The sequence below is a fragment of the Nonomuraea sp. NPDC050478 genome, from assembly GCF_044458265.1.
In the GTDB taxonomy this organism is placed as follows: Bacteria; Actinomycetota; Actinomycetes; order Streptosporangiales; family Streptosporangiaceae; genus Nonomuraea; species Nonomuraea ferruginea.
In genome coordinates this window covers 302,479-323,771 of record NZ_JBITHT010000004.1, presented here as the reverse complement: position 1 = coordinate 323,771, position 21,293 = coordinate 302,479, and the positions used below count along the sequence as shown (strand labels likewise).

20 protein-coding genes and 1 pseudogene are annotated in these 21,293 nt (G+C 73.0%); 12 read left to right on the top strand and 9 right to left on the bottom strand.

The window, feature by feature from the left end; genetic code table 11:
* The first annotated feature begins 266 nt into the window (after nucleotides 1–266).
* On the top strand, nucleotides 267–1,127 hold the full coding sequence (locus ACIBF7_RS21460) for a hypothetical protein (RefSeq protein ID WP_397197933.1): 861 nt from the start codon (nucleotides 267–269) through the stop codon (nucleotides 1,125–1,127).
* Nucleotides 1,128–1,143: 16 nt separating this feature from the next.
* Here ACIBF7_RS21460 and ACIBF7_RS21455 read toward each other — a convergent pair whose 3' ends face one another.
* A complete protein-coding gene (locus ACIBF7_RS21455; RefSeq protein WP_397197932.1) occupies nucleotides 1,144–1,275 on the bottom strand; it encodes a hypothetical protein in 132 nt (43 codons plus the stop codon).
* A 110-nt stretch (nucleotides 1,276–1,385) separates the two neighbouring features.
* Here ACIBF7_RS21455 and ACIBF7_RS21450 point away from each other — a divergent pair.
* A pseudogene (locus ACIBF7_RS21450) lies at nucleotides 1,386–1,499 on the top strand (hypothetical protein); the annotation flags it as partial.
* A gap of 105 nt (nucleotides 1,500–1,604) precedes the next feature.
* Nucleotides 1,605–2,231 carry a LamG domain-containing protein gene (locus tag ACIBF7_RS21445; protein ID WP_397198262.1) on the top strand — a complete coding sequence of 209 codons (627 nt, stop codon included), beginning with the start codon at nucleotides 1,605–1,607 and terminating at the stop codon, nucleotides 2,229–2,231.
* A gap of 90 nt (nucleotides 2,232–2,321) precedes the next feature.
* Here the strand turns inward: ACIBF7_RS21445 and ACIBF7_RS21440 are convergent, their stop codons facing one another.
* Nucleotides 2,322–2,801: a heme-binding protein gene (locus ACIBF7_RS21440; protein ID WP_271274984.1), complete on the bottom strand. Its 480-nt coding sequence runs from the start codon at nucleotides 2,799–2,801 to the stop codon at nucleotides 2,322–2,324.
* 256 nt (nucleotides 2,802–3,057) lie between these two features.
* Between ACIBF7_RS21440 and ACIBF7_RS21435 the strand changes: the two genes are divergently transcribed.
* Nucleotides 3,058–4,848: a helix-turn-helix domain-containing protein gene (locus ACIBF7_RS21435; protein WP_148033152.1), complete on the top strand. Its 1,791-nt coding sequence runs from the start codon at nucleotides 3,058–3,060 to the stop codon at nucleotides 4,846–4,848.
* Between the two features lie 4 nt (nucleotides 4,849–4,852).
* On the opposite strand, the gene ACIBF7_RS21430 is transcribed toward ACIBF7_RS21435, so the two are convergent.
* The 7 genes from ACIBF7_RS21430 to ACIBF7_RS21400 all read right to left on the bottom strand — a co-directional run bounded on the left by ACIBF7_RS21430 (nucleotide 4,853) and on the right by ACIBF7_RS21400 (nucleotide 11,381).
* Nucleotides 4,853–5,215 (bottom strand): Rieske 2Fe-2S domain-containing protein, encoded by a 363-nt coding sequence (locus tag ACIBF7_RS21430; protein WP_219545305.1) that lies wholly within the window; start codon nucleotides 5,213–5,215, stop codon nucleotides 4,853–4,855.
* A gap of 9 nt (nucleotides 5,216–5,224) precedes the next feature.
* Nucleotides 5,225–6,433 carry an NAD(P)/FAD-dependent oxidoreductase gene (locus ACIBF7_RS21425; RefSeq protein ID WP_271274983.1) on the bottom strand — a complete coding sequence of 403 codons (1,209 nt, stop codon included), beginning with the start codon at nucleotides 6,431–6,433 and terminating at the stop codon, nucleotides 5,225–5,227.
* Nucleotides 6,430–6,774, bottom strand: coding sequence for a Rieske (2Fe-2S) protein (locus ACIBF7_RS21420; RefSeq protein ID WP_148033149.1), 345 nt, complete (start codon nucleotides 6,772–6,774; stop codon nucleotides 6,430–6,432). The genes ACIBF7_RS21425 and ACIBF7_RS21420 overlap by 4 nt, the downstream gene beginning before the upstream one ends.
* On the bottom strand, nucleotides 6,771–7,487 hold the full coding sequence (locus ACIBF7_RS21415; RefSeq protein ID WP_397197931.1) for a TenA family transcriptional regulator: 717 nt from the start codon (nucleotides 7,485–7,487) through the stop codon (nucleotides 6,771–6,773). Before ACIBF7_RS21415 ends, ACIBF7_RS21420 begins: the two co-directional genes overlap by 4 nt.
* Before the next feature lie 117 nt (nucleotides 7,488–7,604).
* On the bottom strand, nucleotides 7,605–9,062 hold the full coding sequence (locus ACIBF7_RS21410; protein WP_397197930.1) for an aldehyde dehydrogenase family protein: 1,458 nt from the start codon (nucleotides 9,060–9,062) through the stop codon (nucleotides 7,605–7,607).
* Entirely contained in the window at nucleotides 9,059–9,811 is a 753-nt protein-coding gene (locus ACIBF7_RS21405) for a Rid family hydrolase (RefSeq protein WP_397197929.1), read from the bottom strand. Before ACIBF7_RS21405 ends, ACIBF7_RS21410 begins: the two co-directional genes overlap by 4 nt.
* Nucleotides 9,804–11,381: a gamma-glutamyltransferase gene (locus ACIBF7_RS21400; protein WP_397197928.1), complete on the bottom strand. Its 1,578-nt coding sequence runs from the start codon at nucleotides 11,379–11,381 to the stop codon at nucleotides 9,804–9,806. The genes ACIBF7_RS21405 and ACIBF7_RS21400 overlap by 8 nt, the downstream gene beginning before the upstream one ends.
* Nucleotides 11,382–11,743: 362 nt before the next feature.
* Here ACIBF7_RS21400 and ACIBF7_RS21395 point away from each other — a divergent pair, with 362 nt between their 5' ends.
* The 8 genes from ACIBF7_RS21395 to ACIBF7_RS21360 all read left to right on the top strand — a co-directional run bounded on the left by ACIBF7_RS21395 (nucleotide 11,744) and on the right by ACIBF7_RS21360 (nucleotide 21,291).
* On the top strand, nucleotides 11,744–13,282 hold the full coding sequence (locus ACIBF7_RS21395; RefSeq protein ID WP_397197927.1) for a hypothetical protein: 1,539 nt from the start codon (nucleotides 11,744–11,746) through the stop codon (nucleotides 13,280–13,282).
* A 78-nt stretch (nucleotides 13,283–13,360) separates the two neighbouring features.
* The gene (locus ACIBF7_RS21390; protein ID WP_397197925.1) at nucleotides 13,361–14,695 is read left to right on the top strand and encodes a lysine N(6)-hydroxylase/L-ornithine N(5)-oxygenase family protein; all 1,335 of its coding nucleotides are present in this window, start codon (nucleotides 13,361–13,363) and stop codon (nucleotides 14,693–14,695) included.
* Nucleotides 14,695–15,750 carry a FecCD family ABC transporter permease gene (locus ACIBF7_RS21385; protein WP_397197924.1) on the top strand — a complete coding sequence of 352 codons (1,056 nt, stop codon included), beginning with the start codon at nucleotides 14,695–14,697 and terminating at the stop codon, nucleotides 15,748–15,750. Before ACIBF7_RS21390 ends, ACIBF7_RS21385 begins: the two co-directional genes overlap by 1 nt.
* A complete protein-coding gene (locus ACIBF7_RS21380) occupies nucleotides 15,747–16,802 on the top strand; it encodes a FecCD family ABC transporter permease (protein ID WP_397197923.1) in 1,056 nt (351 codons plus the stop codon). Before ACIBF7_RS21385 ends, ACIBF7_RS21380 begins: the two co-directional genes overlap by 4 nt.
* Nucleotides 16,799–17,617: an ABC transporter ATP-binding protein gene (locus ACIBF7_RS21375; protein ID WP_148033142.1), complete on the top strand. Its 819-nt coding sequence runs from the start codon at nucleotides 16,799–16,801 to the stop codon at nucleotides 17,615–17,617. The genes ACIBF7_RS21380 and ACIBF7_RS21375 overlap by 4 nt, the downstream gene beginning before the upstream one ends.
* Complete coding sequence (locus ACIBF7_RS21370; RefSeq protein WP_148033141.1) at nucleotides 17,592–17,819, top strand: MbtH family protein; 228 nt, start codon at nucleotides 17,592–17,594, stop codon at nucleotides 17,817–17,819. Before ACIBF7_RS21375 ends, ACIBF7_RS21370 begins: the two co-directional genes overlap by 26 nt.
* Before the next feature lie 8 nt (nucleotides 17,820–17,827).
* Nucleotides 17,828–19,513 carry an ABC transporter ATP-binding protein gene (locus tag ACIBF7_RS21365; protein WP_397197922.1) on the top strand — a complete coding sequence of 562 codons (1,686 nt, stop codon included), beginning with the start codon at nucleotides 17,828–17,830 and terminating at the stop codon, nucleotides 19,511–19,513.
* On the top strand, nucleotides 19,510–21,291 hold the full coding sequence (locus tag ACIBF7_RS21360; protein WP_397197921.1) for an ABC transporter ATP-binding protein: 1,782 nt from the start codon (nucleotides 19,510–19,512) through the stop codon (nucleotides 21,289–21,291). Before ACIBF7_RS21365 ends, ACIBF7_RS21360 begins: the two co-directional genes overlap by 4 nt.
* Nucleotides 21,292–21,293 lie beyond the last annotated feature (2 nt).

Here is a 21,293-nt window from a genome sequence, read left to right as displayed (position 1 = left end):
CCAGGAGCACCGCGGTCTTCCAGCGATCACCACGACGAAGTGCACCGCGCCGGGATCAGCGCACGTCACAACAGGGCGAACGTCGCCTGATGCGGCATTAGGGTTGTCGACGCGCGCGCAGGTGGTGACCGGACCGTCCACACCAAGACCGTCAACACCCCCTGGCAGCACGAGACCGCCTCCCGCACCCGCTCCTGGGGCACCTCCGCCGCGGTCCTGACCGGCGTCGCCACCACCCGCACCTGGACCGCCATGGACGGCGGCGGGTGGCGGCAGACCCGCACCGACACCGCCCACGACACCGTGACCGGCCTGCCGACCGAGGTCGACGCTACACGGACGGCCACCCCTACACCGAGCGGATCGACGCCTACGACCACCAGGGCCGTGCCGTCAGATACACCGTCGTCATCCCGGAGACGGAAGGAGCCCTGGCCGGAAGTTACACCTTCACCACCGCCTACAACCCGGACGGCACGGTCCGCACCCAGGGCTTCCCGGCGGCAGGCGGTCTGCCCGCCGAGAGCGTGACCACCACCTATGACGAGCTGGCCCGAGCCACCCGCCTCACCGGCAGTCTCGGCACCTATGTCGGTGCGACCGTGTACTCCGCGATCGGCGACCCTCTGCAGTACGAGCTGACCACCGGCGGCAAGAAGGTGTGGCAGACCTTCACCTACGAGTACGGTTCGGGCCGGCTGGCCACCGCCCGAGCCGAGCGCGAAGGCATGACCGGCGCGGACCGCAACGCTACCTACACCTACGACCAGGCCGGGTCTTTCACCTCGATCTCGGACGTGTCCCGGTCGGGCACTGATACGCAGTGTTTCGACTACGACCACCTCCAGCGCCTCATTCAGGCGTGGAGCCAGGCCACGCCCGGCTGCTCGGCGGTCCCGGCGGTCTCCGCCGTCGGCGGGCCGGCGCCCTACTGGCACAGCTACTCCTACGACGCGACCGGAACCCGCACCCGGGAAGTCCGGTCGGCATCGGCGGCGAGACCGACACCGTCAGGTCCTACGCCAACGCGCCCGCTGGGCAGGGGCACCAGCTCCGCTCGGTCTCCCAGACCGGTGGCGCGAGCCCCCGCACCGAGACATTCGACTACGACGCTGCCGGCGGCGTGACGCTGGGGGTGGACGGTCAGGTGGGGACCGCGATGCGCGGTGACGGCTCGACGGGCCATGCCGAGACGTCCGCATCGGTCGTCGACACCTCCAGGACGTACGCGGTGGGCGCCTGGGTCAGGCTCGCCCACACCGACGGCTTCGCCACCGTCGTCAACCAGGACGGCGACGTGGTCAGCGGCTTCTACCTGCAGTACGTCAAGGACGAGAACCGCTGGTCGTTCAGCCTGACCGACGCCGACGCCGTCCAGGGCCGTCACCTGGAACGCCACCGGCCCGATGGCCATCGGCCGCGCGAAGCACAACGGCGCCGCAGTGGACTTCTTCCCCGGGGAGATCGACGATGTACAGGTCTACGACCGCCTGGTCAGTGCGGAGGAGGCCGCAGACCTGTTCACCCGTCACCCCGTGCTCTCCGGCCGCTGGACGCTCAACACCGACGGGCAGGACGGCACCGGCCACGGCCGCCACCTCACCATGGGGGGTGACGCTCACGTGGATCAGGCGGCCGGCTGGCTGGGCTCCCCGATGGGCGCCCTGGTGCTGGACGGCGCCGGCGACCACGCCGCCACGACCGGGCCCGTGGTGTCGACCAGCCGCAGCTTCGCCGTCGCCGGCTGGGTGACCGCCGCGGGCAGGCCCACCGCCCGATCGGCCGTCTTCTCTCAGGCCGGCAGCACCAACAGCGGCTTCACCGTGCGGTATGACCCTTCCGCCGCGGATGGCGCCGGCGGCTGGCAGGTCGAGATGCCGGGCTCCGACGCGTCAGGCGCGGTGGCTCAGCGGGCGGAGCACTCCGCCTATCAGAGCCAGCTCGACTGGGACCATGTGGCCATCGTGTACGACTCCTTCGCGGACGTCCTGCGTCTGTATGTCAACGGCTGGCTTGAGGAGACCGAGGAACGGGTTTCGGCTCGCTGGCACACGATCGGCTTCGACGCCACCGGCCCGCTCCAACTGGGCCGTACGAAGACCGCGGGTGCCTGGGGCGAGCACTGGTCCGGCGTGATCGACGACGTGTGGGCCTTCTCCGGGGTGCTCACCCAGGAGCAGATCCAGACGCTCGCGGGCTACACGGAACTCCCGTCGGACTCTCCTTTCTGACTTTGGGTGAGATGGCGAATCATCGGTAAACAGAATGGATCTGTAATCGGCGTAAGAAAGAACCGGGCGTGCCTTTTGGCGCCGGTCCGGTCAAGCCGGGGCGTGCGGCGGTTCGCCGTCATTCGGGGCCGAAGCCGCCACCTTCTCCCGGAAAGCGCGCAGTGCCGCGGCGCCCACCGCCTTGTCCTGCTCGCCGTTGCCGCCGCTCACGCCCACGGCGCCGACCACCTGGCCCTCGTGCACGATGGGGAAGCCGCCGACGAAGACGGCGAACCTGCCGGGGTGCATGTGGCTGATGCCGAAGGCCTCGTTGCCGGGCAGGGCGGGGCCGTTCGGGGGTTCGTTGAAGAGGTGGGTGTCGCGCTGGTGGCCGGCCGCGGTGAAGGCCTTGGCGATCGCGATCTCCACTCCGGTGAGGCGGGCGCCGGTCATCCGGTGGAGGGCGATCGGATGGGCCCCGTCGTCGGCGACGCAGATGGTCTGTTTGACGCCGATGCGGCGGGCCTCCTGTTCGGCGGCCTCCAGCATGACGAGGGCGTCCTCAAGGGTGAGGCGGAAAACCGTGTGCATTGCCTTTTCAGCTCCTGCCCGCATGAATATTCCGGCCGTCTGACAAGAGAAAGCGGCGCGACGCCATTTACCGGCGACCCGCGGTCCCTGACATCGGGCTATTGCCTTCCGTTCCCCCGAAATGGAAAATGAGGGAAATCCGTCCTCCCTCCTCACCCGTGACTCGCGGCGACTCCGTTGACACCGTCAGTCTCCGAGGGCCGGTGGCCCACGGCTACGTACACACTGCCGAACCGGCGAGACAGGATTTGGGCACATGGCACAGACGTCCCCCAGCAGTGTCGACCTGATCGATGCCCAGGACCGTGACCCCAGTGGGCAGATCTCCCTGCGAGCGCTTCTGGCCGAACCTCTGCTGCGCGGCCGGGTCATCGCGGGCACGGCCGGGCTGAGCCGGAGCGCGTCCTGGTGCCTGCCGCTGTCCGAGCTGGGGGAGGCCGGGCCGGTGTCCTCGCCGGACCTCTCCGGCATGGTCGTCCACCTGCCCGCGGACGCGCTGGCCGAGCCGGACGAGGCGTGCGCGCTGGTCGCCGACCTCGCCCGCAGGGACGCCGTCGCGCTGCTGGTCTGGCCGTCTCCCGAGGGCCGCGTCCCGGACCTGACCAGGGCCGCGCGGGCGGCCGAGGAGGCCCGCATCCCGCTGCTGGTGCTTCCGGCGGAGGCCGACTACCGTGCGGTGAGCCGCCTGGTGGGGCAGAAAGCCCTGGCCCAGACCTCTCATGTGCTGGAGTACGGCTCGCGGGTGCACCGCACGCTGGCCGAGGTGCTGGCCAGGGGGTCGGGAATCCCGGCCATGGCGCGGGCGGTCGCCGGGCTCGCCCGCTGCCCGGTCCTGGTCATGGACGCCGACGGCGAGACCCTCGTCTGCGCGGGCTTCGAGCCGGGCGCCGCCGGTCTGGCCGCCGAACCGGCCAGGATCGCCGACCTCATCGCCGAACGCCTGCCCGACCTGCGGGAGAGCGACGACTGCGCCCGGACGCTGACGGAGCTCAACCTGCGCGAAGGCGAGCTGGACGACCCGGTCCGTGTCCTGATCGCGCCCATCGTGGTGGGCGGCGACCTGTACGGCAGGCTGGTGCTCGTGGAGAACGTCTGGCCGCCGGACGCCCACGACCTGGCCCAGCACCGGGTCATCGCCGAGCACGGGGCCACCCTGACCGGCTCGGAGATGTTACGCCAGCGTTCGGTGCGGGCCGCCGAGGAGCAGGCCAGGGGCGACTTCGTCGAGTCGCTCGTGCACGGCCGCTTCGCCGACCCGCACGAGCTGGAGGCCCGCGCCCGCCACCACGGCTTCGACCCGGAGGGCCGCTACGCGGTGCACGTGCTGACGGCGGGCGCCCTGCTGCCGGCCGGCCGGCGCGACCAGCGCCGGGCGGGGGCCGTGACCCGCATGGTCCAGGTGGTCGAGCCCTCCGACACCCAGCGGACGCTGGCCGCCGCGATCGGCCCCTTCATCGTGGTCATCCGGCAGGTCACCGGGGACGCGCTGGCCGGGCAGGCGTCCGTGGCGCAGTTCGCCGGGCAGCTGCACCGGGCTCTCCGCCCCCACCTGGGGGACGACCTGCGGCTCACCCACGGGCGCGCGGGCCGGGGCGCGGCGGGGGTGGCGGCCAGCTACTACGAGGCGCGGGTGGCGATGGGGCTGGCCCGGCACACCGGTGCCGCCCCCGTGTGCGGGTACGACGACCTGCGCGTCCACGCCGCGCTGAAGGACGTGGCGGCCAGCGTCGAGGGGCGGGCGTTCGCCAGGGAGATCCTGGACGCGCTGCGCCGCGTGCACAGCCAGACCGGTGACCTGGAGCAGGTGGTGCTCGCCTACATCAGGTCCGCGGGCAACCTGAACGCGGCCGCCCGGACGCTGAAGCTGCACCGCAACACCATGCTGTACAAGCTGGACCGGGCCTCCAGGGCGCTGCGGATGGACATCCGGTCGGCCGACGCCCAGTTCATGGTCTGGCTCGCGCACCACATCGACACTCTCGCGGCGGTCACCGGCGCGCTCTCCGACGAGTTGTCGCCGCCCGTCGACTCCGTCGAGGCCCTCTGACGGCTCAGCCCTGGGCGGCCTGCCGCCGGCGCCTGGGCCCGTCCTGCTCCTTGGCGTCGTCGGGAAGCAGGACGAAGATCTCGCCGTTCTCCTCGCGCACCGGATACACCCTGATGGGACGCGTCGCGGGCGGCAGGATCGGCTCGCCTGACTCGTAGTCGAAGACGCTGCCGTGGCAGGAGCAGAGCAGCCCCTCCTCGGTGGCCCGGCCGGAGGAGAGCAGGCAGTCCAGGTGGGTGCAGTAGTTGGACATGGCGTGGACCCGGCCGTCCCAGCGCGCCACGGCGACCTCCACCTCGTCCACGAAGAATCTGCGTACGAGCCCGTCGGGCACCTGCCCGGACCGTGCGACGCGCCGGTATTCCATGGTCTCTCCTCAGAGCAGGTCGATCAGGTCGGTGTCCTCGTCGCGGAGCGCGGCGGGGTCGGGTGCGGCCCCGGCCGCCATGAGCTGCCGGGCCGCGGACACCTCGGCGCCCCGGTCCATCCCGAAGGCGGCCTTGAGCACGCCCTTGCGCAGGTAGAAGGCGACGAAGTCGAACTCCTCGGCCGAGCCGCGCACGACCAGCTCGTCCCAGCCCTCGGCGTGTCCCGCGTACTGCAGATCGCGGCCGAACTGCTCCGACCAGAACCAGTGGGGGGCTGTGTACGGGACGTCGCGGCCGAGGATGTTCCTGGCCGCCGCGGCGCCCTGGCCGCTGGCGTTGTCGAAGTGCTCCACCCGCACCGGCCTGCCGGCCAGGGGATGGAAGGCGCGGGCGACGTCGCCGGCGGCGTAGACGCCCGGCACGTTCGTCCGGCAGTACTCGTCGGTCAGGACCCCGTCGTCCAGGTCGATGCCCGAGCCGGCGAGCGGCTCGACGTTGGGCACCATGCCGACGCCCACCACCACCACGTCGCCCTCGACGATCCGGCCGGCGCTGGTCCGCACGGCGGCGACGTCCGGCGTCTCGGCGTACTCCACGACGCTCTCCCCGGTGCGCAGCGTCACCCCGCCGGCCCGGAGCAGCGCGGCGCACACGTCGCCCATCTCCTCGCCGAGCACCTGCCCGAGCGGGTGGTCCAGGCGCTCGATCACGGTCACCGCCGCGCCCCTGGCCCGCGCCGTGGAGGCCACCTCGGAGCCGATGAACCCGGCTCCGACCACCACGACGCGGGCCCCGGGCCGCAGGTCGGCGCGGAGCCGGTCGGCGTCGGCCACGGTGCGCAGGTACCGTACCCGGTCGCCGGCCACCCCCGGCAGCGCGCGCGGCCGCCCCCCGGTGGCGATCAGCAGCGCGTCGGCCGCGGCCGTGGAGCCGTCGGCGAGCTCCACGGCGCGGTCCGCGCCGCGCACGGCGGTCACCGCGGTGCCCAGCAGCAGCTCCACCTCGTTGGCCGCGCACCATCGCGCGGTCAGCAGGTCCAGCCCTGCCCGGTCCTCCTCGCCCGCCAGGTACTCCTTCGACAGCGGCGGGCGCTGGTAGGGCGGTTCCGGCTCGGCGCCGACGAGCGTGACACGGCCATCGAAGCCCAGCCGCCGCAGCGTCCGGGCCGCCACGGCGGCCGTCTGCCCGGCCCCGGCCACCAGCACCGACCGGATCATCGGCTCTCCTCCGCCGTCAGCGCCCGCGGCCGCGGGTCCACGTAGACCACGCCGTCGTCCACCCGTACGGCGTGCACCGGCTGGCACCGGTCCTGCCCGTCGGCCTCACCGGTGCGCGGGTCGAACGACCACTGGTGGCCCGGGCAGATCACCCTGCCGTGCAGCAGCGTGCCCTTGCTGAGCGAACGCCGCTTGTGCACGCAGGTGTCGGCCAGCGCGTACACCTCGCCGTCCACCAGGAAGAGCGCGATCTGCTCGGCGCCCACCGTGACCAGCTTGCGGTTGCGCCGCTCCAGCTCGCGGAGCGAGGCGACCTCCACCCACTCGGCCGGCGTGCTCACTCCGCGGCCACGAGGTCCGGCCGGACGTAGTGGTCGTACAGGCCCTGCGTGTACGAGTAGCGCATCTCGGCGCCCCACCGGCACATCCGCAGGCACCGCTGCTGCAGCTCCGGCGTGTCGGCGTGGTCGAGCACGATCTGGTAGCCGCGCTCGCCGTGCACCTCGTCGGAGGTGATGTGCAGGTCGAAGAACTCGATCTCGTCCTCGCTGAAGCCGTAGACCTCGCGCAGGGGGACGATCTGCTTGCGGTAGATGTTCGGCACCTGCGACTCCAGGCCGACGACCAGCGCGGCGGTGGCCACCACGAAGTGCTCGCGCATGGCGACCGCGTAGCACCACGACTGCAGGCCGCGGGTGATCGGGTTCGCGTTGTCCGGGTCCTCCACCCGCTCCCGGGTGGTGCCGCACGCCTCCGCGAACTTGATGAGCAGGTCGGTGTGCCGGATGTCGGCCAGCTCCTCCTCGTACATGTTCTGCAGGGTGAAGTCCTTGGCGCCGGTGTACTGGTCGGGGGTGTTGGCGTAGACGCAGGCGAGGTAGTCGGCGAACGGGCCGACATAGTGGTAGTGGTTCTCGGCCCAGCGGGCGAAATGCTCCCGCTTGAGCTTGCCCTCCGCCCAGGCGACGCTGAAGTTCGCTTTCGAGGCCTGCCGGCCCTTGATCGCGTTCTCCAGGGCCGAGCGGAAATCATCCCGCGACAGCAGTTCCGGCATTTCCGGTCTCCCTTTCCCCGAGACGGCTTTTCTCGTCTCACAGTAGGAATTCCGCGGTTCGTTTCGTACGGTCAACCGGCACAGGGAACCGCCGATTTCGTGTGCACGTTGCACGGCTCATTCGAGCGCGGACAGATAAACGCTTTTCTCCTGTGTGTAGAAGAGCATCATCGTGGGCCCGGCCTGCTCCTTGAAGGTCTGCGTCCCGGACTCCTTGAGCCCGCCGAAGGGCACGTTCATCGCCATGCCGGTGGTCGGCTGGTTGACCTTCACCAGCCCGGTACGGCTGCGCCGGGCGAAGTCCAGGGCCCGGCCGAGGTCCCGGGTGACGATGCCGGAGGCCAGGCCGTACTCGGTGGCGTCGGCCAGCGCCAGGGCCTCTTCGAAGTCCGCGGCCCGCTGGAACGCCAGGACCGGCCCGAAGATCTCCTCGCGGGCCAGCCGCGTGTCCGGCCGCACCCCCGCGAACACCGCCGGGGACACGAAGAACCCGCGCTCCAGGCCGTCACCGGTGAGCCTGCGGCCCCCGGTGACGAGCTCCGCGCCCTCCTCCTGGCCGGCGCGCACGTGGTCGAGCACCTTGGCGAGCTGGAAGTCCGCGGCGAGCGGGCCCATGTCCACGCCCGGCGCCCGGCCGTCGCCGACGGTGCGTTCCCCGGCCAGCTTCGCCACCCGCTCCAGCAGCGGCTCGTACACCTCGCCGAGCGCGATCACCCGGCTGGTGCCGGTGCACGCCTGGCCGCTGAGCCCGAACGCCCCGGTCGCGATGATCTGGGCGGCCCGGTCGAGATCCGCGTCGGGCAGCACGACCACCGGGTTCTTGCCGCCCATCTCCAGCTGGACCCGGCGGGACGGGCCGGCGGCGGCGTGCACGGCGCGGCCGGTCGCGGTGGATCCGGTGAACGTCACCGCTCCCACCCTGGGGTCGCCGGCCAGCGCCGCGCCCGGCTCGGGGCCGCCGTGCACCAGCGCCAGCGCGCGCGCCGGCAGCCCGGCCGCGAGCAGCGCCTCCACCAGCCGCTGCGCCGTCAGCGGGGTGAGCGGCGAGGGCTTGAACACCACGCCGTTCCCTGCGGCGAGCGCGGGACCGAGCTTCCTGGACGGGATGTTGAGCGGGAAGTTCCACGGCGTGATCGCGCCGACCACGCCGACCGGCTCCCGCCAGGTGTAGACCAGGGCGCTGCCGGGGGCGGCGTAGGTCTGCCCGCTCATCCGCACCGCCTCGGCGGCGTGGAAGCGCAGGTTCATCGGCGTCCGGCGGGTCTCCACCGACGCCTCGGCCAGGGTCTTGCCTTCCTCCCGTACGATCTCCGCGGCCAGTTCGGCGGCCCGGGCCTCCAGCAGGTCGGCGGCCTTCTCCAGGACCCTCGCCCGGGTCTCGGCCGGCGTGGCGGCCCACTCCGCCGCGCCCCCGGCCACCGCCTCCACGGCGGCGTCCACGTCGGCGGCGGACGACTCGGGGAACGCGCCCACCACGTCGTCGACGTCCGCCGGGTTCCTTCGGGTGAACGTCTCACCCGAGAGCGCGGGCACCCACCGGCCCCCGATCAGGTTGCGACCCTCGTGCGCGCTCACCGGCACGCCTCCTCGGGCACACGCCGGGAGAGCGCGTCGGGTGTGGCGTTTTGCGGGATGAGGGCGGTGGGTGCGGTGTCTTGCGCGGTGGGGGTGTCGGGTGCGGTGTGCTGCGTGATTGGGGCAGCGGGTGCGGTGTCTTGCGCGATGAAGGTGTCGGGTGCGGCGTCTCGCGGGATCGGGGCGGCGGGCGCGGTGTCCTCCGTGATGGGGGTGTCGGGTGCGGCGTTCTGCGTGGTCGGGAGGTGTTGGGCTGCTGCGGTGAGTTCGATCTCCACGGGGGCGCCGCCTGGTAGGGCCCGTACGCCTACCGCTGTGCGGGCGGGGGTGCCGAGTGCCGGTGCCGTACGGGCCAGCGCGGCGGACGCGCCGTCCGCCACCGCGGACAGCTCCGTGAACCCGTCCACGCAGGCGATGAAGACGCTCAGCCGGAGCAGCCCGTGCAGCCGGTCGAGCCCGCCCGCCGCGTCCGCCACCGCGGCCAGGGCGTTGCGCGCGGCCAGCCCGGCCGCCTCGGCGGCCGCGGCCGTATCGACCTCGCCGCCGACCAGGCCGGTCACGGTGAGCGTGCCGTCGCGCCTGGGCGTCATCCCGGCGCTCACCACCAGCGCCGAGCAGGGCACGTACCCGCGTCCCAGACACAGCGGGTGCGGCTGGCTCACGGCGGCCGCGTACGCCCCGCGCGGGCACGGCACCTCGGGGAGCTCCTCCGGGATCGCTCCGCCCGTTCTCCTGTCGGTCTCAGACACCGAGAGCCACTCCGTCCTGTCGCGGATCCGCCGCGCCGAGCAGCGCGCCGGACTCCTCGTCGATCGAGATCACCAGGGCGCTGCCGCCCGCCCCCCACGCGCCCTGCGTCCGGACCTCGTGCCCCAGCTCGGCGAGCCGGGCAAGCGTCCGCCGCCCCAGCCGGGTCTCGCACCGCAGCTCGTACGGGCTGCCCAGGGTGTCGGCGTCGCTGCCGGGGTGCACGGTGAACCGGGGGGCGCCCACCGCCCGCGCGGGGTCCGCCCCGTGGTCGAGGAGGTGCGACAGCAGTTGCGTGTTCCACTGCACCTGGCCGTCGCCGCCGGGCGTGTTCCCCGCGTGCCGCAGCCGGCCCGCGTCGTCGGTGACCAGCCAGGCGTTCAGCGTGTGCAGCGGGCGGCGGCGGGGGGCCACCTCGTTGGGGTGCCCGTCCAGGAGGTACGCCCCCCGGCCCAGCCGGTTGTTCAGCACCACGCCGGTGCCGGGCACCGTGACCCGGGCGCCGAACGTGAAGGCGAGCGAGTGGATCAGGCTCACCGCGCGCCCGTCGCCGTCCACGGCCACCACCGAGGTGGTGTCGCCCGCCGCAGGCACCGCCGGGGCAACCGGGTGGGGCAGCCGCCCGGCGGCGAGCAGCGCCCGGCGGGCGGCGATCTCCCGAGGTGTCAACAGCTCCCGCCATCCGTCGTCGCCGTCGCCGCAGCGGGCCAGCCGGTCGGCGAACGCGAGCCGCGCCGCGCCCGCCGCCCAGTGCACCGCCTCGGCCGACAGCCAGGGCAGCTCCGCCAGCGTGCCGTCGCACATCCCCGCCTGCTGGAGCACCATCCACCCGGGGGAGGGCGGCGGGGTCTGGTGGACGTCCATGCCCCGGTAGCGCCCGGTCAGGGCCGGACCGGGCACGACCTTCCCCGTCTCGGCCCACTCCATCCCGGAGAACGGGGCGCCGGCGGTGGCCAGCGCGGACACGGCCCGCTCCGCCAGCTCTCCCGTGTAGAGGTCACCGGGGTCGCCGGCGAGGCGGCGCAGCGTGGCGGCCAGCTCCGCCTGGACGATCGGGGCGCCCACGGCCGGCACGGCGCCGCCGGGCAGGAACACCGCCGCGGTCCCGGGATCGGCGGCCAGGGCGTCACGGTGCTCCAGGATGTCGGCCCTGGTCTTGGCGGTGCAGCGCAGCCCGCCCTGCGCGGCGGCGATCGCGGGGGCCCAGAGCTCGGTCAGGCTCCTGGTGGCGCCGGCGCCGTGCAGCGCGGCCAGCGCCGCCACCGCGCCGGGCGCGGCCACCGCCAGCGGCCCCTCCATGGGGACGGCGGTCAGCCCGCGCGCCCGGTAGAAGTCCGCGGCGCCCCCGTCGGGGCCGTATCCGCTGCCGGAGAAGGAGACCACCGCGCCGTCCGGGCGCCGCAGCAGGGCGAAGGCGTCCCCGCCCACGCCGCACTGACCCGGCAGCGCCAGCCAGCTCATGGCGGCCATCGCGAGGGCCGCGTCCACGGCGTTGCCGCCGTCCTGGAGCACGCGCACCCCGCTGAGGCTGACGGCGGGATGGCTGGAGGCCACCATCCCTCCTGCCGACACCGCCGGTCCCCGTGGAGGGTCCTGCCAGTCCTGTCGTTCTGAACGCACGAACCACAGTGTCTGCCTGTCCACAATGTCCGGATATGGAGGAAGTGTTGGATTCGGCGTGCGGAACTTGGGCGTCCTGCACATCTAGGGAAGCGACCTCCGGCGCGGCGACGCGGGTGTGAGCCGGTTCCGGGCTGCCGTCGCATCGGCACGCTGCACAAACAGCCGGGCGCTTAATGTGCAGTTTCCTCATTGTTCGCCTCGGGCCGACCCAGGACATTCTGTGCAACAGTTCGCAGCTTTGGTACGCCATGCCGTACCGAAAGGGAGGTGCCATGGAACTGGGTGCCGCTCACTGGATTTACCTGGCGGGAATGGCAGTGATCATCGGCGTGATGGTCGCCCGCAAGAACATCGTCATCCCCGCCGTCGCCGCCACTTTCCTCACCGCCTGGGCATACACGGGAGACCTCGTCTCCGGGTTCCGGTCCGTCTTCGGCGCCAGCCTCACGGCCGCCGCCGAACTGTTCAACATCTTCCTCATCATCGCCCTGGTGACCGCGCTGCTCGGCGCGCTGAAGTCGCTGGGCGCCGACCGGCGCATGGTCGAGCCCTTCCGGGTGGTCATGCGCAACGGGCACACCGCCTTCTGGGTGATGGCGGCGGTGACCTACGTCATCAGCCTGTTCTTCTGGCCCACCCCCGCCGTGCCGCTCATCGGCGCGATCCTGCTGCCCGCGGCCATCAGGGCAGGGCTGCCGCCCCTGCAGTCCGCCCTGGCCATGGCCATCGCGGGACAGGGGATGGCGCTGTCGAGCGACTACGTCATGCAGGTCGCCCCCGGCCTGTCGGCCACCGCCGCCGGAGTCGAGGCGAGCGTGGTGGCCGACCGCGCCATGGTGCTGTCGCTCATCACCGGCGGCGTCGCGCTGGTCCTCGTCTACGTCATGAACCGCAGGCACATCCTGCGGCCGAGCATGACCCATTTACAGGCGTGGGAGGCGCTCTCCACGAGCGCCGCCGAGACCGTCCAGGAGACCGGCGCCCAGAGCGGGGTTCCCCAGCCCGCCGGGAGCAGCGTGCCGGTGGCGCACACGGCCGCCGGGCCGGTGGAGATGACCGCGGCCGGCGCCACGGTGGCCGTCGCGCCCGCCCCCCAGGACGGCGGGCCGGGCCACGGCGGCCCTTCCGGGGAGGGCGCCGGGGCTGGGCGTTCCAGGGCCTTCGCCGTCATCGTGCCGCTCGTCCTGCTCGCCGTGGTCGGCTACATGCTGCTCGGCAAGTTCACCGGCCTCGTCCCCGAGACGGTGGGCTCGGACGCCGCCGCCCTCGTCGGGGGCGTGGTCGCGCTCCTGCTGCTGGCCGCCTCGATCACCAAGGACGCCCGGGGCAGCCTGGAGGCGTGCGCCGAGCACGTCGTGGACGGCCTGGTGTTCTCGATGAAGGCGATGGGCATCGTGCTGCCGATCGCCGGCTTCTTCTTCATCGGCAACGGCGACTTCGCCGGTCGGATCATGGGCCTGGAGGAGGGCGCCGAGGCGCCGAGCTTCCTGTTCGAACTGGTGAGCGCCGCGCAGGGCGCGATCCCGTCCAACGCCTTCTTCATGGCCTTCGCCCTGCTCGTCATCGGCATGATCACCGGTCTCGACGGTTCCGGGTTCTCCGGCCTGCCGCTGACCGGCTCGCTGTCGGGGGCGCTGGGCCCCGCCGCGGGCGTCGACCCGGCCACCCTGGCGGCCGTCGGTCAGATGGGAGCCATCTGGGCCGGCGGCGGCGTGCTCATCGCCTGGTCCTCGCTCATCGCGGTCGCGGGCTTCGCCCGCGTCTCGGTGCTGGACCTGGCCCGGAAGGCGTTCCTGCCGGTGATGCTGGGACTGCTGGCCTCCACGCTGGTGGCCGTGCTGATCTTCTGATGGCCGCCTCCCTCTCCGGTTCTTGCAAGGTTAGGCTAACCTTATCTAGCATGTCCGGCAGAGGGAGGCGATGCCTCGGTGGAGACACTGCTGAGCGGACCGGACGGCACCTACGACATCCTGGGAATCGGCTTCGGCCCATCCAACCTCGCGCTGGCGATCGCGCTGGCCGAGCACAACGCGCGGGTCCCGGAGAGCGAGCGGCTCCGCGTCGGATTCCTGGAGAAGCAGCACGACTTCGGCTGGCACAGGGGGATGCTCCTCGACGACGCGACCATGCAGGTGTCCTTCTTGAAAGACCTGGTCACCATGCGCGACCCGGCCAGCGACTTCAGCTTCCTCTGCTTCCTCAAGCAGAGCGGCAGGCTGGTGGACTTTCTCAACCACAAGACGCTCTTCCCGTTACGCATCGAGTTCCACGCGTACTTCGAGTGGGCCGCCGCGCGGATGCGCGACCTGGTCGAGTACTCGGCGGAGGTGGTGTCCGTCGAGCCGGTGACCGGGGAGGGCGGTGAGGTCCACGCGTTCGACGTGATCGTCCGCGATCCGGAGCGTCCGGAGCGCACCTTCATCCGCCGCGCGCGCAACCTCTGCGTCGCCACCGGCCTGGAGCCGCACCTGCCGCCGGGGACCGTCGTCTCCGACCGGGTGTGGCACAACAGCGAACTGCTGCCCCGCGTGACCGCGCTCCAGGAAGCCGGGACCCGGGTGCGCAGGGCCCTGGTGCTCGGGGCGGGCCAGAGCGCCGCCGAGACGGCCGACTACCTGCACCGCACCTTCGACCAGGCGGAGATCTGCGCCGTCTTCGCCAAGTACGGCTACACCCCCGCCGACGACAGCCCCTTCGCCAACCAGATCTTCGACCCCGCCGCCGTCGACACTTACTTCGGCGCCCCGCCCCAGGTCAAGCAGTCCCTGCTCGACTACCACCGGAGCACGAACTACTCGGTGGTGGACATGGACCTCATCGAGTCCCTCTACCGGACCGTCTACCGGGAGAAGGTCCGGGGCAGCGAGCGGCTGCGCCTGCTACGCGCCTCGCGCATCCGCGAGGTGCGCGCGCTGGACGACCGGCTCCGCGTCGAGGTGGAGTTCCTGCCCACCGGCGCCCGCGAGGTGATCGAGGCCGACCTGCTCGTCCACGCCACCGGCTACCGGCCCCAGGACATCGGCGCCGTGCTCGGCCGGGCCGCCAAGCTCTGCCTCCGCGACGAGGAGGACGAGGTCAGGATCGGCCGCGACTACCGCGTACTGACGCCCCCGAACGTGCCGGCCGGCATCTACCTCCAGGGGGCGGGCGAGCACACCCACGGCCTCACCTCGACGCTCCTGTCCACCACCGCGATCCGGGCCGGGGAGATCCGCGACTCGCTGCTCGCCCACCGCACGCCGCGGGCCAGGGCGGCGACCTAGTGGTCGTCGCCGAGGGCCGGCCGGGCGTCTCCGCGCAACGGCCGGCCGGCCTCGCCGCGGGCGGCGCCGGCCGGAGCGGCGTCCTGCTCCTGCTCGTGGCGGCGCTGGCCGCCACGTGCGTCCTCAGCGTCGCCGCCGGCACCAGGACCATCGCCCTCGGCACGGTCTGGGACGCGTTCGCGCACTTCGCCGGCACGGAAGAACACGTGATCGTCCGCGAGCTGCGCGTGCCGAGGACGCTGCTCGGCCTGCTGGCGGGGGCCGCGCTCGGCGTCTCCGGGGCGGTGCTCCAGGCCGTGACCCGCAACCCGCTGGCCGACACGCAGATCCTCGGGATGAACGCCGGCGCGGCGCTCTTCGTGGTGTTCGCGATCGGCGTGCTGGGGCTCACCGGCATCTGGTCGTACGTGTGGTTCGCGTTCGCCGGGGTGGCCTTCGCCACGGTCCTCGTCTACGCGCTCGGCTCGATCGGGCGCGGCGGCGCGACGCCGCTCCGGCTGACGCTGGCGGGCGTCGCGCTCGGCGCGGTCATGTCGGGCGCCTCGGCCGGGATCCGGCTGGTCAAGCCGAGGGCCTTCGACTACCTGCGCTTCTGGGACGTCGGCACGCTCGCCGGACGGCCGGCGCAGATCGCCGTGGCCGTCGCCCCGTTCGTCGTGCTCGGCCTCGGCCTGGCGCTGGCCGCGGCCCGCTCGCTGAACGCCGTCGCGCTGGGCGACGACCTCGCCCGCACGCTCGGCGCAGGGGTCGTCAGGACGCGCGTGCTGTCGGTGCTCTCGGTGACGCTGCTGACCGGGGCGGCGACCGCGGCCGTGGGGCCGATCGGCTTCGTGGGCCTGATGGTGCCGCATGCCGTGCGCCGGATCGTCGGGCCCGACCAGCGCTGGATCCTCGCGTACACGATGATCTGCGCGCCGATCCTGCTGCTCTGCGCGGACATCGCCGGGCGGATGCTGATCCGTCCGGCCGAGTTGCAGGCGGGCATCGTCACCGCGTTCCTGGGCGCGCCGGTCCTGATCTGGCTGATCAGGCGGAGAGCGGTGAGCGGCCTGTGAACGGGGTGGACTTCGGCCACCGGGTCGTCGTCGCGCGCGGACCCGGCCCGCTGTCGGTCCGGTTCGGCGCGCGTACCGCGCTCGTCTGCGCCGGGCTCGGCCTGGCCGCCCTGGCGGTCGCCGTGCTCGGGCTGGGCACCGGCGAGTTCGAGGTGCCGCCTGGCGAGGTGATCGGGGCGCTGGCCGGGCAGGGCTCCGGCGCGACGCGGCTGGTGGTCGTCGAGTGGCGGCTGCCGCGCGTGCTGCTGGCCCTGCTCGTCGGCGCGGCGCTCGGGCTGAGCGGCGCCGTCTTCCAGTCGCTGCTGCGCAACCCGCTCGGCAGCCCGGACGTGATCGGCTTCAACACCGGCGCCTACACCGGGGTGCTGGTCACGATGCTGCTGGTGGGCCGCGACTACCACCAGACCGCGGCCGGCGCGCTGGCCGGGGGACTTCTGGCGGCCGCGGTGGTCTACCTGCTGGCCTACCGGCACGGCGTCCACGGGTTCCGGCTCATCGTCGTGGGCATCGCGATCAGCGCGATCCTCGCCTCGGTGAACCAGTGGTTCGTCATCAAGGTCCAGCTGCAGCTCGCCGTCGCCGCCGCCATCTGGGGGCAGGGCAGCCTCAACACGGTCACGTGGGAGCAGGTCCCGGCCGTGGCCGTCGCGGTCGCGCTGCTCGCCGCGGGCCTGCTGGCTCTCGGGCCGCGCCTGTCGCTGCTGGCCATGGGCGAGGAGTCCGCCGCCGCTCTCGGCGTGCGCACCGAACGGACCCGGCTGCTCTACCTCGTCGTCGGCGTCGCGCTGACCGCCGTGGCCACCGCCGCCGCGGGGCCGATCTCGTTTGTCGCGCTCGCCGCCCCGCAACTGGCCCGGCTGCTCACCCGTACGGCGGGCGTCGCCCTGGCGCCGTCGGCCGTGATGGGCGCGCTGCTGCTGACCACGAGCGACTGGCTCGGCCAGCGGCTGTTCGCGCCCACCCAGCTGCCCGTGGGCGTGGTGACGGTGTCGCTCGGCGGGCTCTACTTCGCCTGGCTCCTGGCCAGGCCGATGCGGAAGGCGGCACCGTGAGACTGAGCGCCAGGGACCTCACGCTCGGCTACGACCAGCGGCCGATCAGCGAGCACCTCGACCTGGAGATACCGGACGGCCGGCTCACCGTGATCGTCGGGCCGAACGCCTGCGGCAAGTCCACCCTGCTGCGGGCGCTGGCCCGGCTGCTCAGGCCGTCCGCCGGGCAGGTCGTGCTCGACGGCGAGGACATCCATTCCTACCCGGCCAAGGAGGTCGCCCGGCGGCTCGGCCTGCTGCCGCAGACGTCGATCGCCCCGGACGGCATCACCGTGGCCGACCTGGTGGCGCGCGGCCGCCACCCGCACCAGAGGCTGCTGCGGCAGTGGTCGGAGCGGGACGAGGCCGCCGTGGTGAACGCGATGGCGGCCACCGGCGTCACCGACCTGTCGGGACGGCTCGTCGACACGCTCTCCGGCGGCCAGCGTCAGCGGGTCTGGGTGGCGATGGTGCTCGCCCAGGAGACCCCCATCATGCTGCTGGACGAGCCGACCACCTTCCTCGACATCGCCCACCAGATCGAGCTGCTCGACCTCTGCCTCCGGCTGAACCGGGAGCAGCGCAACACCATGGTGGCCGTCCTGCACGACCTCAACCAGGCCTGCCGGTACGCCGACCACATCGTCGCGATGAAGGCGGGCGCCGTCGTGGCCCAGGGCGACCCCAAGGCGATCGTCACCGCCGAGCTGATCGAGGATGTGTTCGGGCTGCCCTGCAGGATCATCGACGACCCGGAGACCCACACCCCGCTCGTCATCCCCCGCTCCCACCACGCGAACAGGAGAAACGATGTCCGACAACCCCTTCGACGATGAGGACGGCACCTTCTACGTGCTGATCAACGACGAGGAGCAGCACTCCCTCTGGCCCACGTTCAAGGAGGTGCCACAGGGCTGGCGCGTCGTCTTCGGCGGGGAAGGCCGGAGCAGACGCCAGGAATGCGTCGACTACGTCGAGGAGCACTGGACGGACCTGCGGCCGAGGAGCCTGCGCGAGAGCATGGCCGCCGAGCAGTGACCCGACCCATGACCCGCCCCGTCACCGGGCGCCGCGTCCTCTGGCGCGCGGTGACCCGCAACCGGCGCCGGCTGGGCGCCGGCACCGGCCTGATCAGCCTGCACCAGGTGTGCGAGTCGCTGGTGCCGATCCTCATCGGGGTCATCGTCGACCAGGCCATCGGGCCGGGCGACGGCGGCGCGCTCCTGCTGTGGGTGGCGGCCATGGCCGCGCTGTTCACCGCGCTGACCATGTGCTACCGCTTCGGCGCCCGCCAGCTGATGATCGCCATCGCCGACGAGGCGCACACCCTGCGCGTCGAGGTCGCCTCGAAGATCCTGCACCCGCGCGGGATCAGGACAGACCGGCGGGCCGGCGACCTGCTCACCGTGGCCGTCAACGACACCGACAACACCTCCTACCTGCTCGACTACGTGCCGCGCGTCGCCGGAGCGGTGACCGCGACCGCGGTGAGCGCCGTCGCGCTGCTCGTGATCGACGTCCAGCTCGGGCTGGCCGTGCTGATCGGCACGCCCGTCGTGCTCGTCGCCCTCCAGGCCGCCACCCCGCTGATCACCAGGCGGGTGGCCGAGCAGCAGGAGCTCGCCGGCGAGGCCACGTCCCTGGCGGCCAACGTGGTCAGCGGGGTGCGCCCGCTGCGCGGCATCGGCGCCGAGGGCGCGGCGGCCCGCCGCTACGACGAGGTCAGCAGGCGCTCCCTGCGGGCGGCGCTGCGCGCGGCCCGCACCCAGGGCGGCTACCTGTCCGCCTCCATGTCCAGCGGCGCGCTGCTGGCGTGCGGCGTCGCGATCCTGGCCGGGTGGTTCGCGCTCAACGGGCGGATCACCGTCGGCGAGCTCATCACCGTCATCGGTCTCGCGCAGTTCCTGATGGAGCCCATCGGCCTGCTCGCGGTCGTCCCCGGCTGGGTGGCCGAGGCCAGGGCCTCCGCCGACCGCGTCGCCGGCGTCCTGGACGCCGAGCCGCTGCTCCCCGAGGGTACGGAGGAGGTCCCGGGTCCGTCCGGCCTGGAGCTGCGGACGCTCAGGTACGGCCCGCTGGACGGGGTCGACCTGCGGGTGCGGCCGGGCGAGTTCGTCGGCGTGGTGCCCCACCGGGCCGCCGACGGGGAGGCGCTCGTCAAGATCCTCTCTGGACAGGTGGCGCCGGAGGAGTACGAAGGCGGCGTGCTCGTCGGCGGCGCGCACCTGTCGCGGCTCGCGCCCGCTGACGCCCGCCGGGTGATGCTGGTGGAACCCCACCTCACCGACCTGTTCACCGGGACCGTCGAGGAGAACGTCACCGCGGGCGGGCCGCTGGACGAGGCCGCGCTGGAGGCGTCCGCGGCCGGCCAGGTCGTCTCCGCCCATCCCGACGGCCTCGCCCACCTGGTCGCCGAGCGCGGCGCCAGCCTCTCCGGCGGGCAGCGGCAGCGGCTCGCGCTCGCCCGCGCGCTGATGGCCCGCCCGCCGATCCTCGTGATGCACGACCCCACCACCGCCGTCGACGCGGTGACCGAGCACGAGATCGCCCGGGGCCTGCGCGCGCTGCGCGGCACCGGGGAGCTCACCACCGTGGTGGTGACGAGCAGTCCGGCGCTGCTCGCCATGACGGACCGGGTCGTGGTCCTCGACGGCGGCCGGGTCGCCGCCGAGGGAACACACGCCGACCTGGCCGTGACGGACGACGACTACAACCGGGCGGTGCTGAGATGACGGCCTCCGACCAGGCGACGGGCCCGGAGCGGCTGCCCGTCGCGGACGCGCGCAGGACATGGGCGTGGCTGCGGGAGGAACTGCGCGGGCGGTGGCGGGCCGGGGCGCTCGCAGTGCTGGTGGGCGCCGTGGGCGCCGCCGCGTCGGTGGTGCCTGTGTACGCGCTGGGCAGGCTCGTCGACCTCGTCACGGAGCGGGCTCCCGGCTCGGCGATCGTCCCCGTCGCCGCGGTGATCCTCGTGGGGGCGCTCGTCGGCGGCCTCGCCGCCGGGCCCGGCACGTACCTGATCAGCCGATTGTGCGAGCAGCTGCTCGCCGACCTGCGGGAAAGCACGGTGGCCCGCGCGCTCTCCCTGCCCGTCACCACCCTGGAACGGGTCGGCAAGGGCGACCTGCTGTCACGGGTCAGCACCGACACGGCCGCGATCGGCAAGGCCGCCTCCAACGTGGTGCCCACGATGATCTCCGCGTTCCTGCTGGTCGTGGTGAGCGTCGCCGCGATGGCCGGGCTCGACTGGCGGCTCGGGCTCGCTGGCGCGGTCGCCATCCCGCTGTACGTGATGGCGCTGCGCTGGTATCTGCCACGCGCCGCGCCGAAGTACGCCGAGGAGCGGCGCGCGGTGGCGGACAACTCGCAACTGCTGGTGGAGAGCATGCAGGGCGTCCGCACCGTGCACGCCTACCGGCTGGAGCAGCGGCGCCTGCACGGCATCGGGAACGCCTCGCACGAGGTGCGCGACATCTCGGTGTCGGTCTTCACGCTGTTCACCCGGTTCGTCGGACGCGTCAACCGCTCGGAGTTCTTCGGCCTGGCCGCGATCCTCGTCACCGGCTTCCTCCTCGTCCGCCAGGGGCACGTGACCGTCGGCGAGAGCGCGGCGGCGGCGGTCCTGTTCCACCGCCTGTTCAACCCCATCGGCATGCTGCTGTTCACCTTCGACGAGGTGCAGGCGGCGGCGGCGAGCCTGGCCAGGCTCGTCGGCGTCATCGACCTCGCCCCCGCGGAGGAGCCCCGCGACGGGACGGGCGAGCCGGTCGACGCGTCCCTTGAGCTGGCAGACGTGCACTTCCGTTACGACGGCGCCCCCGAGGTGCTGCACGGCGTCTCCATCAGCCTGCCGGCCGGCTCGCGGGTCGCGCTGGTCGGATCGACGGGCGCGGGCAAGTCCACCATCGCGGCGATCGCCGCGGGCATCCTCACCCCCGGCAGCGGCTCCGTACGCGTCGGAGGAGCGGCGCTCCCGCCCGGGAGCCTGCGCGAGCATGTCGCGATCATCACCCAGGAGGTGCATGTCTTCGCCGGACCGCTCATCGAGGACCTGCGCCTGGCGCGGCCGGACGCCTCGCCGGAGGAGGCCGCCGCCGCGCTCGCCGCCGTCGGCGCCCTGGACTGGGCGACGGACCTGCCCGACGGCCTCGGCACGGTGGTCGGCGAGGGCGGGCACGAGCTCACCACCGCCCAGGTCCAGCAGCTCGCCCTCGCCCGCCTGATCCTCGCCGACCCCCCGATCGCCATCCTCGACGAGGCCACCGCCGAGGCCGGCAGCCTCGGCGCCCGCAAGCTGGAGGAGTCCGCCGCCGCGGCCACCCGCGGACGCACCACCCTGATCGTCGCCCACCGCCTGACCCAGGCCGCCTCCGCCGACCGGGTGGTCGTCCTGGAGCACGGCCGGATCGTCGAAGAGGGCGGGCACCGGGAGCTCGTCGCCGCAGGCGGCCGGTACGCGGAGCTCTGGCGTGCCTGGGAGGCGCGCACCCCCACGTCGTCATCACGTTAGGG